Origin of the sequence: Mesorhizobium sp. L-8-3, from assembly GCF_016756615.1 — a bacterium.
Classification (GTDB): domain Bacteria; phylum Pseudomonadota; class Alphaproteobacteria; order Rhizobiales; family Rhizobiaceae.
This window is the reverse complement of record NZ_AP023262.1, coordinates 4,893,869-4,908,867: the sequence shown is the minus strand read 5'-3', so window position 1 is coordinate 4,908,867 and position 14,999 is coordinate 4,893,869. Positions and strand designations below refer to the sequence as shown.

Genomic DNA, 14,999 nt, shown 5'->3' with positions numbered 1-14,999 from the left:
ACTCTCATTCACCCAACTGATGCCCAGCCATACGCTCCAACGCCCGCACCAGCGCCGAGTGATCCTCCTTCGCTCCGCCATTCGCGGCGCAGGAGTTGAAGAGCTGCTGCGTGGTCGAGGTGTTCGGCAGCGAGACGCCGAGCGCCCTCGCCCCTTCCAGCGCGAGGTTCAGATCCTTCTGGTGCAGTTCGATGCGGAAGCCAGGCGCGAAGGTGCGCTTGACCATGCGCTCCCCGTGCACTTCGAGGATGCGTGAAGCGGCAAGCCCGCCCATCAACGCCTGACGTACCTTTGCGGGATCGGCGCCCGCCTTGGAAGCGAAGACCAAGGCCTCGGCGACCGCCTCGATGGTGAGCGCCACGACGATCTGGTTGGCCACCTTGGTGGTCTGGCCGACCCCGTTGTCGCCGACCAGCGTTATGTTCTTGCCCATCTTCTCGAAGACAGGCTTCGCCCGCGTGAAGGCGGCCTCGCTGCCGCCGACCATGATCGTCAGCGATGCAGCCTTGGCGCCGACCTCGCCGCCAGAAACCGGAGCGTCGAGATAGTCGCAGCCGAGCGCGTTGATCTGTCGCGCGAACTCCTTCGTCTCGATCGGCGACATCGAACTCATGTCGATGACGAGCTTGCCCCTGGCGAGGCCGGCAGCGACACCGCCCTCTCCGAACAGCACCTCGCGCACCTGCGGCGTGTCGGGCACCATCGTGATGACGATTTCGGCCGCCCGGGCGACCGCGTCATGTCCGCTGACGATCTTCAGTCCCTTGTCCACCAGCCATTGCGGCGGCCGGCTGCGATGATCGCTGGCGACGACAGGATAGCCCGCGTCGAGAAGATGTCCCGCCATCGGCGCCCCCATGATGCCGAGCCCGATGAAGCCGATCGTTTCCATTGTCGTGTCCTTTCAAGAATGTCTGCGACGCCTCGCCTGCCTGGCTTTCCTCCCAAAAGATGGACGGCCGAGCGAGAATCTCAAACCATCGGCGCCGCCCCCTCATCCGGCTGCCGCCGCGACAGCGCTCATTCTCCAGCCTCGACGATTGGCGAAACCGCCAAAGGCAGCGGTCTTCTCCCCGCTTGCGGCGAGAAGGTGGCGGCAGCCGGATGAGGGGCAGCGCGACGATCAAAGTTGAAGGTCTATGCTACCAAGAAATGCGCAGCGTGCCTCGACCTAAGCCGCCGCACTCCCCTTGCCCCTGAAGCCTTCGAACCAGCCGAGCCCGGCATCCGTGCCCGCCTTGGGCTTGTATTCGGCGCCCACCCAACCTGCATAACCCAGCCGGTCGAGATGCGCATAAAGGAACGGATAGTTGATCTCGCCCGTCCCCGGCTCGTGACGGCCGGGATTGTCCGCGAGCTGGATATGCGCGATGCGGCCGAGATTTTCCTCGATCGTCCGGGCGAGATCCCCCTCCATGACCTGCATGTGATAGATGTCGTATTGCAGATAAAGGTTGTCCGACCCGACGCGGTCGATGACGTCCAGCGCCTGCCGCGACGTGTTCAGGAAGAAACCCGGAATGTCGCGGGTGTTGATCGGCTCGATCAGCAGCCGGATGCCGGCCTCCTTCAGCCTGGCGGCCGCGTAGTTGAGGTTGGCGACGAAGACCGCCTCGAGTTCCTCGCGGCCGATGCCATCAGGCGCGATACCGGCGAGGCAGTTGACCTGCGGACACTCCAGCGCCTTGGCGTAGAGGATGGCGGTGTCGACGCCGCGGCGAAACTCGTCGGTGCGGTCGGGCAGCACGGCGATCCCGCGCTCGCCCTTGCCCCAGTCGCCCGGGGGCAGGTTGAACAGCGCCTGTGTCAGCCCGTTCTTCTTGAGCCTTGCCGCGACGACTTCGGGCGCATGGTCGTAGGGGCCGACATATTCGACCGCGGAGAAGCCCGCTTGCGCGGCCGCTTCGAAGCGGTCGAGAAAATCGTGCTCGGTGAAGAGCATGGAGAGATTGGCTGAAAAGCGCGGCATGTTCCTGGTCCTCTTATTCCAATTCCACTGGATGTTGACACATCCAGTGGGCGTGGATGCTAAGGCATCCACGCCACCTCAATCGCCGGCGCGCCCCATCCGGGCCGCTTGGCTTTCGCGCCAGCAGGCGCGGCGCGCGGTCGCGCGCTCCAACGGTCGATGTTATCGACCGTTGGGTATCAGTCGAGCAGCGCGATGGCCGTCGGCGCGTCCTCGTTCTTTTCGGCGAGTTCCTCGAACTCCACGATAGCGTCGATCTCGGTACCCATTGAGACGTTGGTCACGCGTTCCAGAATGAATTCGAGCACGACCGGCACCTGATATCGTTCCATCAGTTGCCGCGCCTCCTTGAAGGCGCCGGCGAACTCCTCCGGCTTCTTCACCCGGATGGCCTTGCAGCCCATCGCCTCGGCGACCGCGACATGGTCGACGCCGTAACCCGGTTCGGCGTCGCCGGTACGATTGATGTTCTCGAAGGCGAGGCTGACCTCGAAATCCATGGCGAAACCGCGCTGGGCCTGGCGGATCAGGCCGAGATAGGCGTTGTTCACGACGACATGGATGTAGGGCAGCTTGTGCTGGGCGCCGACGGCCAGTTCCTCGATCAGGAACTGGAAGTCGTAGTCGCCCGAGAGCGCCACGATTTCACGCGCGGGATCGGCGGCACGCACGCCCAGTGCAGCCGGCAGCGTCCAGCCGAGCGGTCCGGCCTGACCGCAATTGATCCAGTTCCGCGGCTTGTAGACGTGCAGGAACTGCGCGCCCGCGATCTGGCTCAGCCCGATGGTCGAGACATAGCAGGTGTCCCGGCCAAAGGCCTTGTTCATCTCCTCATAGACGCGCTGCGGCTTCAGCGGCACCTGGTCGAAATGCGTCTTGCGCTTCATCGTCTTCTTGCGCTCACGGCATTCTTTCGACCAGTCGGCCCAGTTGCGCAGCCTCCCGGCCAGGCGCCAGTCGGTGGCGACGTCGAGCAGCACCTTCAGCGCCGCGCCGGCATCGGACACGACGCCGAAATCGGGCGCAAAGACACGGCCGATCTGTGTCGGCTCGATATCGACATGGATGAACTTCTTGCCGGCCGTATATTTCTCGACCGATCCGGTGTGGCGGTTCGCCCAGCGATTGCCGATGCCGAACACGAAGTCGGCAGCGAGCATGGTGGCGTTGCCGTAGCGATGCGACGTCTGCAGGCCGCACATGCCGGCCATCAGCCGATGGTCATCCGGGATGGCGCCCCAGCCCATCAGCGTCGGAACGACGGGCACGCCGGTGATTTCGGCGAATTCGATCAGCAGATCCGAGGCATCGGCGTTGATGATGCCGCCGCCGGCGACGATCAGCGGCCGCTCGGCCTCGTTCAGCATCGCCAGCGCCTTCTCGGCCTGGGCGCGCGTCATCGCCGGTTTCGAGACCGGCAGCGGCTCGTAGGTCTCGATGTCGAATTCGATCTCGGCCAGTTGCACATCGAGCGGCAGGTCGATGAGAACCGGACCGGGGCGGCCCGAGCGCATCAGATGGAACGCCTTCTGCAACGCCATCGGCACCTGGTAGGGCTCCATCACGGTCACGGCCCATTTGGAGACGGGGCCTGCGATCGCAGCGATGTCGACGGCCTGGAAGTCTTCCTTGGTCAGCCTGGCGCGCGGCGCCTGTCCGGTGATACACAGGATGGGGATCGAATCCGCCGACGCCGAATAGAGCCCGGTGATCATATCGGTGCCGGCCGGACCTGATGTGCCGATGCACAGCCCGATATTGCCGGCCTTGGCGCGTGTATAACCTTCGGCCATATGCGAGGCCGCCTCCACATGACGCGCCAGGATATGGCGGATCGTGCCCCTCGCCTTCAGTGCCGAGTAGAGCGGATTGATCGCGGCGCCCGGCACACCGAACGCCGCCGAGATCCCTTCCTTTTCAAGCACGAGAACCGCCGCGTCGACGGCGCGCATCCTGGCCATGGGCCTCCCTCCGTTTCCGGTTTTGGTGATGACCGGAGCATGCCAGCAGTCTTGTCATTTTTCAATTTTTCCAAAATAATTTTCCAAATAGCGAAAAATTCGGCTTCAAATTGATTCCCAACGGTTTTTGGTTTTTCAGCTTCCGCCCATTTCCATGGACCGAAAAATTTTTCTATAGTGAGAAAATGGAAATGATCGAAAAACGACAGCGCGGACGCCCTCGCTCCTTCAATGCGCCGGCAGATGCAGGCTCCGTCCAGTCGCTCGACCGGGCGCTGCGCATCCTTGCCGTCGTTGCCGAAGGGAACGGCCTGTCGCTGAGCGAGGTGGCGTCCCGGACCGGGCTCGCCGCCTCCACCGCCTATCGCATGCTGACCACGCTGGAGAACCACGCGATGGTCGAGTTCGACCGTACCGACCAGCTATGGTCGATCGGCGTCGGCACTTATCGGATCGGCTCCGCCTTCCTGCGGCGCCGCAAGCTGGCCGATCGCGCGCGCCCTCTGATGCAGGAACTGATGGAGAAGACCGGAGAGACGGCTAATCTCGGTGTCGCGGAGGACGACTGCGTGGTCTTCGTCAGCCAGGTGGAGACCCATCAGGCGATCCGGGCTTTCTTCCGCCCCGGCACGCGCAGCCCCTTCCATGCCTCCGGAATCGGCAAGGCGATCCTCGCGCATCTGCCGCGGGAGCGTGTCGCGGCGATCGTCCGAGGCGCGGGGCTCGAAGCCTATACGCAGAAGACTCTGGCCGATGCGTCGGCGCTCGGCCGCGACCTCGACGAGATCGCGTCGCGTGGCTGGTCGGTCGACGACGAGGAACGACACCCGGGAATGCGCTGCGTCGCGGCGGCGATCTTCAACGAGTTCGCGGAGCCGGTCGCAGGAATCTCGGTTTCCGGGCCGACCGTGCGCGTGACGGTCGAGCGGCTCGCCGAACTCGGGCCATTGGTGCATGGCGCGGCGGCCGAGGTGACGCGGCTGATCGGCGGCACGACTCCGCCGGCCGGTTGAGCACAAAGCGCGGCCAGCGCCTCAGCCGATCCCGGTCACGTGCCGGAGATAGAACGCAAGCGCCACGAAACCCAGCGCGAACACAATTCCGCTCCAGTCGAGGGACCTCGACCTCGCCCAGCCTATGACCTGACGGGCCCAGAACCAGACGAGAACGACAAGAAGCGCTATGACGACGAGCCTGATCATGATGAGCCCCGGCGAAAGCCGGGCATCCTTGCCCGGCCCCCAGCTTATGCCTCGCCGGTTTGGCGAATTCATGTCCGGCCGGACCCACCACTCGGGCCGACGTCATCGGCGTCGGGATTAACCAGGCCTTGAAGAATGTCGTGTCCAATAGGGCGGGGTTAGGACATGCCATGGCGAAGCTCGTCAGCGTTTTCATATCCGCGGGCCATCGCCGGCTCATCGTCGCCGCGATCTGGGCAGCCGCTTTCGCCTTCGTGCTTGGCCTGATCGGCATTGTCGCCGCGCGCCAGGTCGGCATCGTCATGCGCGCCGAGATCGGCAGCGCGCTTGAGCGTTTCGAGCGTCTCGACGAGAATGTCCGCAACACCTTTGCCATGCTGCACAAGGATGTGACCGCCGAGCCCTGCTCACCCGCGTTCGGCAGCCAGTTGCGCAAGGTCGCCTTCCTGCCCGATGGCCTCAGCGAGTTCATCTATGCCCCTGACGGCGTCGTCCGGTGTTCGATATCGGCACCACGTCTCGCCGCGCCGGTTGCGCTGGGCGCGCCCGACATCACGGCGGACGGTGTGGCGATATGGCTCGACCGCGATCTGGGTTTCCTGAGGCTCGATGGGCTGCACGGGACGATTGCGCTGAGCGAGCCTTTCGCCGTGGTGGTTCCGAAGCAACAGATCGTCACGCCGTTTCATCCATGGGTGGAGCTGGAGACAGGTCTTGCCGCGCCGGACAATTCCTGGTGGCATCGCAGCGGCACTCCCGGGATCAACGAGCATCACGAAAACCGGCTCGCGTCCGGCTCCGCCTGGTCGCCGCTCCACGCCGGAGCATTCGTCCTGCGCCAGTGCGGCGGGTCCGGCCTGCAATGCGTGGCCGCAAGGGCCAGGCTCGCGGACATTCTCGCAGCGGAATGGAAGCGTTTCCTGGTCGCCCTCGTCGGCGCGGCCCTGGTCGCGGCATGGGTCGCAGCCCAGGGCAGCAGGCTGATCCGCGCCTACTGGTCGCTCGAAGCGCGCTTCCGCCGCCATCTGGACGCGGGCTCGATCGTTCTGGCCTATCAGCCGATAATCCACCTGGAGAGCGGCAGGGTTTCGGGTTGCGAGGTGCTGGCCCGATGGCGCGATGTCGACGACACGATCCTCTTTCCCGATGCATTCATCGGCATCGTCGAACGCTACGATCTGACCCGGCGCTTCACCAGCCTTGTCGCGCAGCGCGCCTTCGAGGAGCTTTCCTCGCTGCCTGACCAGGTACGGCTCCGGGTCAACTTCAACATCTTCCCGCGCGATCTCGACGGCGACACGCTTCGGGAGATCTTCTCGATCTTCGACCAGGCCCGGGAACGCTTCGAGATCACCCTGGAAATCGTCGAAAGCGGCGCCATCCAGGCCGACAGCGCGCAACGCGAGATCGAGGAACTCAGGCGCGCCGGCATCGACATCTATATCGACGACTTCGGCGCCGGCTATTCCAACATGGCCAACCTGGCGACGCTGTCCGTCGACGGGGTGAAACTCGACAGGGCCTTCGCGCTTGCGCCCGACGGCAGCCTGACGGCGCAAATGCTCGTGCACGCTGTCGAGATGATACGAGCCACCGGTAGGGCCATGGTGATCGAGGGCGTCGAGACGGCGGAACGCCTGGCGCAGTTGCGCCGCTGGGCGACGCCGCTCGATCACGCCCAGGGCTATTTCATCTCGCGGCCGCTGGCGATCGACCGCTTTGCCGCGTTCCTGGCCGACCACGAGCCGCAGCCAGCCTCCATCGAGGCGACCGCCATCGCCGGTCCCGGCGCTTCCAGGATCGTCGCCTGAAACAGGCGGCGCACCGCGACGCCCAAACAGCGGCGAAGTATTCGCGGATGGCGCTACTGGCAGCTGTCATGGATTTTCCAGTGTCCGTCAGGTAATCTCCCGTCCAGGGAGAATTGCGCATGGAACGTCGGCTGGCCGCGGTCCTTGCCTTCGACATGGTAGGCTACTCGCGCCTCACAGGTGTGGACGAGCAGCTGACGCTGGCAACGTTCCGAAGGCATCGCAGCGACATTTTCGATCCGCGCGCCGCCCAATATCACGGCCGCGTGGCTGCTCTTGTAGGCGATGGCGCGATGATGGAGTTCGCGAGCGTCGTGGACTCCGTCTGCTTCGCGGTTGAAGTGCAGCTGGCGCTACGCGCGGAGAACTCCGGCATCCCCGAAGACCGGCAGTACCGGTACCGTATCGGCATCAACATCGGCGACATCGTCCACGAGAACGGAGACATCTATGGCGACGGCGTGAATGTCGCGAAACGCACCGAGGAACTGGCCGACCCGGGCGGCATCAACCTCTCGGGCACCGCCTTCAGCCAGGTCAAGGGCAAGCTCGACCTCACCTTCGAAAATCTCGGGGAAAAGCACGTCAAGAACATCGCCGATCCCGTCACCATGTACCGCATCAGGCTCGACGAAAAAGCCGAGGCTCTGATGACCCCAGTCGTGAAGGTTCCGCCACCCTCGCCTGCGGTCGCCGCAGCCGGCGGCTCCTCTCGCCCCATTCTCGCCGCCACGGCTATCGCGATGCTGCTTCTGGTGCCGGCCGGCGGCTTGCTTTGGTGGCAACCATGGAGGTCAAGCCCACCGGAGACCGTCGAGCGGGTCGCATACCCGCTCCCGGACAAGCCCTCCATTGCCGTGTTGCCCTTCATCAATGTCAGCAGTGACGACGAACATGATCATCTTGCCGAGGGCTTGACCGACGACCTCATCACCGAACTGTCGAAAGTGTCGGGCCTCTTCGTCATAGCGCGGCATTCTGTCTTCGCGCTCCGGAATTCGGCCGACAAGATCCAGGAGATTGCGGCCGAACTCGGGGTCCATTTCGTCCTCGAAGGCACGCTGCAACAGGCAGGCACGCGGCTCAGGATAAATGTCAAGCTGATCGACGCCCTGACCGGGCTTTCCATGTGGGCTGAACGTTATGACCGCGAATATGCCGACATCTTCGCAGTCCAGGACGAGGTGATCGGCAAGATCATCTCCGCGCTTGCGGTGAAGTTGAGCGATGGCGAACGCGACCATCTTGCGCGCATCCCTACGGCGAATCTCGAGGCCTACGACTACTATCTGCGGGCAGAGCACGAGGGATTCCTGTACAGCGACGTCGAGACCTATCGTCGAACATTATCCTTCTATCAAAAGGCGATCGACCTCGACCCGACCTTTGCCGAGGCCCATGCCGGCATTGCCCGCATTGCGGTCGATGTCTGGCGCAACGACTACAACTTCCTCTGGTCTGCCGCCGTAGCGCGCAAGATCGCCTATGACGCGGCGGGGCAAGCCTTGAAGTTCGACCCCGACAACGCTCGCGCGCACACCGTCCTCGCTCTTCTGCAACTCGTCGACGGCCGCCAGGCCGAGGCGATCGACTCGGCGAACAGGGCGGTCGAACTGCAGCCGAACGATGCAGAGGCATTCTGCAACCTGGCCCTGATCCTGGCCCAGGCGGGCAGGCATGACCAGGCACTGACGGCACTGGACAAATCGCTCCGGCTCGAACCGACGCCGCCGCCCAGCTTCAAGCTGCTCGCCGGTGTCGTCTACTATTTGGGGCGCGACAACGAACGCGCCGTCCCGATCCTGGCGGCGGCGGCCGACGCGCTGCCAAAAGCCGAACCTGCGCATGAATATCTGGCTGCCGCCTACGTCCGACAAGGCGAGATGCAGCGGGGCAAGCAGGAAACGGCGAAGCTGCTGGAGCTGTTTCCTGACAGCAATCTGACCTACTACAGCTATCTCTACGACTACTGGACCGAAGAAGACCGGCTCTACCACCTCGCCGGTCTCGACAAGGCCGGCATTCCGGAATGGCCGTTCGGCTTCAACGGACAGCAAGGCGACCGGTTAGCAGCAACGGATCTGGCGGAGTTGGCCGACGACAAGACCTGGATCGGCAAGCACAAGAACGGAACGGACTTCATCCAGTATTTCGGCAAGGGCGGGAACACCGCCTATCGCAGCGCCAACACCAACATCACCGGGACCTTCGAAATCCATGACGACAGGCTCTGCGAGAAGTTCGAAGGCTACTTCCTGGACCGCCTCGCCTGCGGTTATGTGTACCGCAATACCGGCGCGGAAGAGCCCGGCATGGCCTATGTCCACGTCACACCGATGTCGCTGAAGTTCTTCTCGCTCGGCAGCTGACGCTGTAAACCCTGGTCCGGCTATTCCCGAACCTACTGGGCGCTTTCGCGAGCCTTCTCCGCGACGAGCGCCTGCTCGACCTCGGGCCAGTGTTTCTTGGAATCGACGACCTTCTCCGGGGTCTTTTCGAAGCCTTCCGCCGTTCCGGGATCGTAGCTCAGATAGAGCTTGCCCTCGATGATGCGCCAGGCCTTCGGATCGATATTGGTGGTGATCGTTCCGAACGAAACGCCGTCTGCGCAATAGCCGCCATATTGCGGGGCATATTTGACCGGATCGGCCTTGAAGATGTCGCGGTTTTCGGCGCTGACGAAATGCCAGTCCGCACCCAGCCAACGATAGGTGAATTCGGGCGAGCCCTGGACCGCCTCGTTCTGGGTAAAATAGCTCACCGGGTCGTAGCCCTTGATGGCCACATTGCCGAAATAGCCCGTATTCACAACCTCGTCGGCCGAGGCGGTCTGGACGACGGACGCCAGCAACGCGATCGAAAAGGCCCCGCACGCCGCCGCCGAGGCGATCCTGCTTGATCTGAACATGGTTACCTCCGTGGCTCGGCCACGCTTCCGTCGAAGCGGGCGCTATTGCCGCTTGGTGCACTCCGCATAGAGCCGGTCGCCGACCAGATCCGCTTTCTGGCAGACCGCGCCTGCCTTCATGAGCAGATCGGCGGCATCCCAGTGGTCGCGCCATCCGGCCTGGCTGAGGGGCGTATAACCGTTTCGCTCCTGCGCCTCGACCTCGGCCTTGTTCGCCAGCAGAAACGCCACGACTTCGGCATGGCCTTCCTCGGCGGCAGCATGCAGCGGCGACATCTTGTAGAAATTCGCCGTATCGTTCACTGCCGCGCCCTTGGCGACGAGCAGTTCTATAACATCCATGTTTCCGCCATATGCCGCCGCATGCAGCGCCGTCAGTCCATGTTTGTTTCTGATTTCGATGTCGGCGCCGCGCTCCAACAGCAATGCCACGACACCGGCGCGTCCGGCCAGGGATGCGATGATAAGAGCCGGATCGCCGGCTTCATCGAGTTCAGCGACGACTACGCCCTGGTCAAGCAACTGCCGGACGCGATCGACATCACCTTGACGCGCCGCATCGTGCAGCGGGCCGGCCAAGGCGGACGACGTGATGACAACCAACCCGATCACAGCGCCAAGAAGAGATTTCACGGCAAATCCTCCACCCCCGACGCCTGTCGGGAACAGGAACGATTTATGGAATCTTATCACGCGCGATCGAACTGAAGCAATAATACAAAGGAAATAGGATTCTTCCCAGTTCCTATATATCGACAATTGCAATCACCTGATCGTTCGCGCAACCGGATCTCAAATATCGCGATCAAACTGAGGGCAATATACTCGCGAAAATCTCAACGGATGCACGACATGATGGCAGAGGGAGGAACCCCACTAACCATGAGGCTCCTTGGCCGGGTCGGGTTCATGGGGTCGCGGGTGCGGCCACCTGCCTCCTGTTCGTAGATCGCGTTCAGGGCGCCTGAGTTCGCCGCTGGCCGCCCTCGGTCAAGATCGCAGTGACGCAAGCCGTGAAATATGCTTGAGTCTTATCAAGGTGCGATCGGTCGACTGGTGAAGAGCCAGCTTGAGCGCCGATCGTTGGTTGGCCAAGCGATGCCTTGGCGCTGAAGCCCGCAAGCTGTTCGCTCGAATGTCACGGTATGTTCGCACAATGCTTGCCGCTGGAGGACCGGCATGGAGTGTGCCGAGCCTATCCGCTTGGCTGGTTCTCTTGCTTTGAACGGTCTCGAACTGTTGTTAGGAGGGTTCCGATGGCATCGTCCAAGATTGCAGCCGCCGACAAACATGCTTCCGCCAGGGATCAAGGCGGCCCGCTTTCGAGCCACGAACTGCAGGCGATGGATGCCTATTGGAGGGCCTCCAACTACCTGTCGCTCGGTCAGATCTATCTCCTCGACAATCCCCTGCTGAAGGAACCGTTGAGGCGCGAGCACATCAAGCCGCGCCTGCTCGGCCACTGGGGCACGTCGCCGGGGCTGAACATGCTCTATGTCCACCTCAACAGGCTCATCAAGCGCGAAGACCTGAACATGATCTATGTCATCGGCCCGGGCCATGGCGGACCGTCCCTCGTCGCGCACGCCTATCTCGAAGGAACCTACAGCGAAGTCTATCCGAACATCGGTCAGGACACGGAGGGCATGCAGCGGCTGTTCAAGCAGTTCAGCTTTCCCGGCGGGATTCCGAGCCATGTCGCGCCGGAAACGCCCGGCAGCATCCATGAGGGCGGAGAACTGGGATATGCCCTCAGCCACGCCTATGGCGCAGCCTTCGACAACCCGGACCTGATCGTGACCTGCATCGTCGGCGACGGCGAGGCCGAGACCGGCCCGCTTGCGACGGGATGGCAGGGAAACAAGTTCCTGAACCCGGCTCGGGACGGCTGCGTGCTGCCCATCCTCCACCTCAACGGCTACAAGATCGCGAACCCCTGCTTCCTCGCCCGTATCCCGCGGGACGAACTGCGGAAATTCTTCGAGGGTATGGGCTACGCGCCCTTGTTCGTCGAAGGCAGGGAGCCTGCCGACGTCCATCGGCAACTGGCCGAAGCGCTCGATACCGCCTCCGCGTCGATCAAGCGCATCTGGGCGGAGGCACGCGAGGACGGCAAGGTGACGCGCCCGGCCTGGCCGATGATCGTCTTTCGCACGCCCAAGGGATGGACGTGCCCCGCCGAAATCGACGGCAAGAAATGCGAGGACTATTGGCGCTCGCACCAGGTCCCGATGGGCGAGATGGACAAGCCGGAGCATATCCGGATTCTCGAAGGGTGGATGAAGAGCTACCGGCCCGAGGAATTGTTCGACGATAGCGGCTGCCTCAAGCCCGAAATTGCTTCCCTCGCCCCGACCGGCCATCGCCGCATGAGCGACAATCCCCATGCCAATGGCGGCCTTCTGCTACGCGATCTCCGCATGCCCGACTTTCGCGACTACGCAGTCAGCGTACCGAGCCCCGGCGAAACCATCGCCGAGTCGGCTCGTGTCATGGGCAGGTTCCTCCGGGACGTCATGGCGGCCAATCTCGAGACCGGAAACTTCCGGCTGTTCAGCCCTGACGAGAACAACTCGAACCGCTGGCAGGACGTGCTGGAGGTCACCAGCCGATGCTACATGGCGGAGATCTATCCGGAGGATGACCACCTGGCGCCGGATGGCCGCATCATGGAAGTGCTGAGCGAACACCAGTGCCAGGGATGGCTCGAGGGGTATCTGCTGACGGGACGGCACGGCTTCTTCTCCTGCTATGAAGCCTTCATCCACATCATCGACTCGATGTTCAACCAGCATGCCAAATGGCTGAAGGTGTGCAATCACATCCCGTGGCGCCGGCCGATCGCCTCGCTGAACTATTTCCTCAGTTCCCATGTCTGGCGGCAGGACCACAACGGCTTCAGCCATCAGGACCCGGGTTTTATCGACCACGTCGTCAACAAGAAGGCGGAGGTGATCCGGGTCTATCTGCCGCCCGACGCGAACACGCTTCTGTCCGTGACCGACCACTGCCTGCGCAGCCGCAACTACGTCAATGTCGTGGTGGCCGGCAAACAGCCGGCCCCGCAATGGCTGACCATGGACCAGGCCGTCAAGCATTGTTCGGCGGGGCTCGGCATCTGGGACTGGGCGAGCAACGACAAGGGCTCCGAGCCTGACGTTGTCATGGCCTGCTGCGGCGACGTTCCGACGCTCGAGACCCTGGCCGCGGTGGAACTGATCCGCAAGCACCTGCCTGAACTGAAGGTACGGGTCATCAATGTCGTGAACCTGATGAAGCTGCAGCCCGCCGACGAGCACCCTCACGGCTTGTCGGACCGCGACTTCGACGCCCTGTTCACCAAGGACAAGCCGATCATCTTCGCTTTCCACGGCTATCCCTGGCTGATCCATCGATTGACCTATCGACGGACCAACCACAACAACCTCCATGTGCGCGGCTACAAGGAAGAAGGAACCACGACGACGCCCTTCGACATGGTCGTGCTGAACGAGCTCGATCGTTTCCATCTGGTGGAGGACGTGATCGACCGCCTGCCCCAGCTCGGGGCGCGGGCAGCCTACTTCAAGCAGGCCATCCACGACAAGCTGATCGATCACAGGCAATACATCGAGAAACACGGCGACGACATGCCTGACATCAGCGGCTGGAGATGGGGGCTGGGGAGCGCCGCCGGATCGTATGCGGCAACCTCGACCGAGGGAGACAATCTCTGAAGGGATTTTGACGCGGTCGACCAAGGCATTGGCCGATGTAAGGTGGAGGCTTCCCGGGACCCGATGCGCAGACCTCTGTCGGTAGAAATCGACCTGGACCGGGCTCCGACCGATGCGGAACTGGGCCGGCTGCAATTCACGACGTTGCTTTACTATCTGCACGAGACGAACCCCGACAACGGCCTGGTTCGCGACAAGACGGAGCCGAATGCTCCGGTCAGCATCGCCGCGCTCGGCATGGCCCTGGCGACGATCCCCGTCGTGGTGGAACGCGGTGTCATCATCCGCGAATTTGCGGCCAAGATAACCCGCAAGCGGTTGCGTTATCTGCTGGAATGTCCTCAGGGACCGGAGCCCGACGCCTCAGGTTACAAGGGCTTCTTCTATCATTTTCTGGATATCGAAACCGGCCGTCGCGTCTGGCAATGCGAACTGTCCACCATCGACTCGGCGTTCCTGTTCGCTGGCGCCCTGACGGTGGCGACCTATTTCGATCGCGACACCGCGGACGAAGCGGAAATCCGGCAGATCGCCAACTCTCTCTATGAGAGGGCCGACTGGAACTGGGCCCGCAACGGCGAGGCGACCCTGACCCATGGCTGGCGGCCCGAGAACGGGTTCATCCCCTATCGCTGGCGCGGATATGACGAGGGCCTGCTGCTGTACATTCTCGGCCTGGGCTCTCCCAGCCACCCGCTGCCGCCGGAGAGCTATGTGGCCTATACCTCCAGCTACCAATGGAGGAAAATCTACGACCGCGAACTCCTCTACTGCGGCCCTCTCTTCACCCACCAGCTTTCGCATATGTGGGTCGATTTCAGGGGAATCCGGGATGCATTCATGCGCGAGCGTCAGTCGGACTATTTCGAAAACAGTCGCCAGGCCACGTTCGTGCAGCAGGAATATGCCGTTCGCAATCCCAGGGAGTTCGTCGGCTACGGGGAACACTGCTGGGGGTTCACCGCCAGCGATGGTCCCGGGTGGTGCAAGCGGACCATTGACGGCGTAGAGCGCGAGTTTTTCGACTACATCGCCCGCGGAGTTCCTTACGGGCCCGATGACGGGACCGTGTCGCCATGGGTCGTTCTCGCGTCGTTGCCGTTCGCTCCTGAGATAGTCATCCCGACCGTCCGGCATTTTTCCGTGATGCCTCTCGGCGCGCACCGGCTCTACGGGTTCAAGCCCTCCTTCAACCGGACTTTCGAAGTGGAAGGCAGTCCCACCGGATGGTGGGTGAGCCCCTATCATTTCGGGATCGATCAGGGCCCGGTCGTCCTCATGATCGAGAACTACCGGACAGGCCTCCTGTGGAACATCATGCGCCGCTGCCAACCAATGCTGAGGGGTTTGCGTCAGGCCGGGTTCTCGGGCGGTTGGCTGTAAATTGCACCAGCCCTCCCCGTCCAAGAGTACGCAGCGTTCCGATCGAGTT

At 62.9% G+C, this 14,999-nt stretch carries 11 protein-coding genes; 5 read left to right on the top strand and 6 right to left on the bottom strand.

The window, feature by feature from the left end:
- Nucleotides 1–4 precede the first annotated feature (4 nt).
- The 3 genes from JN302_RS22715 to gcl form a co-directional block, all read right to left on the bottom strand.
- Nucleotides 5–892 carry a 2-hydroxy-3-oxopropionate reductase gene (locus JN302_RS22715; protein ID WP_202329263.1) on the bottom strand — a complete coding sequence of 296 codons (888 nt, stop codon included), beginning with the start codon at nucleotides 890–892 and terminating at the stop codon, nucleotides 5–7.
- Nucleotides 893–1,171: 279 nt separating this feature from the next.
- On the bottom strand, nucleotides 1,172–1,969 hold the full coding sequence (gene otnI, locus JN302_RS22710) for a 2-oxo-tetronate isomerase (protein WP_202305298.1): 798 nt from the start codon (nucleotides 1,967–1,969) through the stop codon (nucleotides 1,172–1,174).
- Between the two features lie 179 nt (nucleotides 1,970–2,148).
- Entirely contained in the window at nucleotides 2,149–3,930 is a 1,782-nt protein-coding gene (gene gcl / locus JN302_RS22705; RefSeq protein WP_202329262.1) for a glyoxylate carboligase, read from the bottom strand.
- Between the two features lie 185 nt (nucleotides 3,931–4,115).
- Between gcl and bhcR the strand changes: the two genes are divergently transcribed.
- Entirely contained in the window at nucleotides 4,116–4,943 is an 828-nt protein-coding gene (bhcR, locus tag JN302_RS22700; protein WP_202329261.1) for an HTH-type transcriptional regulator BhcR, read from the top strand.
- A 21-nt stretch (nucleotides 4,944–4,964) separates the two neighbouring features.
- Here the strand turns inward: bhcR and JN302_RS22695 are convergent, their stop codons facing one another.
- Nucleotides 4,965–5,204 carry a hypothetical protein gene (locus tag JN302_RS22695; protein WP_202334596.1) on the bottom strand — a complete coding sequence of 80 codons (240 nt, stop codon included), beginning with the start codon at nucleotides 5,202–5,204 and terminating at the stop codon, nucleotides 4,965–4,967.
- 98 nt (nucleotides 5,205–5,302) lie between these two features.
- Here JN302_RS22695 and JN302_RS22690 point away from each other — a divergent pair, with 98 nt between their 5' ends.
- A complete protein-coding gene (locus JN302_RS22690; protein ID WP_202329260.1) occupies nucleotides 5,303–6,943 on the top strand; it encodes an EAL domain-containing protein in 1,641 nt (546 codons plus the stop codon).
- Nucleotides 6,944–7,062: 119 nt separating this feature from the next.
- Nucleotides 7,063–9,312 (top strand): adenylate/guanylate cyclase domain-containing protein, encoded by a 2,250-nt coding sequence (locus JN302_RS22685; protein WP_202329259.1) that lies wholly within the window; start codon nucleotides 7,063–7,065, stop codon nucleotides 9,310–9,312.
- Nucleotides 9,313–9,344: 32 nt separating this feature from the next.
- Here the strand turns inward: JN302_RS22685 and JN302_RS22680 are convergent, their stop codons facing one another.
- Nucleotides 9,345–9,851, bottom strand: a complete 507-nt coding sequence (locus JN302_RS22680; protein ID WP_202329258.1) for a YHS domain-containing (seleno)protein — start codon at nucleotides 9,849–9,851, stop codon at nucleotides 9,345–9,347.
- A 42-nt stretch (nucleotides 9,852–9,893) separates the two neighbouring features.
- Nucleotides 9,894–10,484: an ankyrin repeat domain-containing protein gene (locus JN302_RS22675; RefSeq protein WP_244741898.1), complete on the bottom strand. Its 591-nt coding sequence runs from the start codon at nucleotides 10,482–10,484 to the stop codon at nucleotides 9,894–9,896.
- 623 nt (nucleotides 10,485–11,107) lie between these two features.
- Here JN302_RS22675 and JN302_RS22670 point away from each other — a divergent pair.
- Together JN302_RS22670 and JN302_RS22665 are read left to right on the top strand one after the other, a co-directional pair.
- Nucleotides 11,108–13,567, top strand: a complete 2,460-nt coding sequence (locus JN302_RS22670; protein ID WP_202329257.1) for a phosphoketolase family protein — start codon at nucleotides 11,108–11,110, stop codon at nucleotides 13,565–13,567.
- 63 nt (nucleotides 13,568–13,630) lie between these two features.
- Complete coding sequence (locus tag JN302_RS22665; protein WP_202329256.1) at nucleotides 13,631–14,950, top strand: glucoamylase family protein; 1,320 nt, start codon at nucleotides 13,631–13,633, stop codon at nucleotides 14,948–14,950.
- Nucleotides 14,951–14,999: the final 49 nt, after the last annotated feature.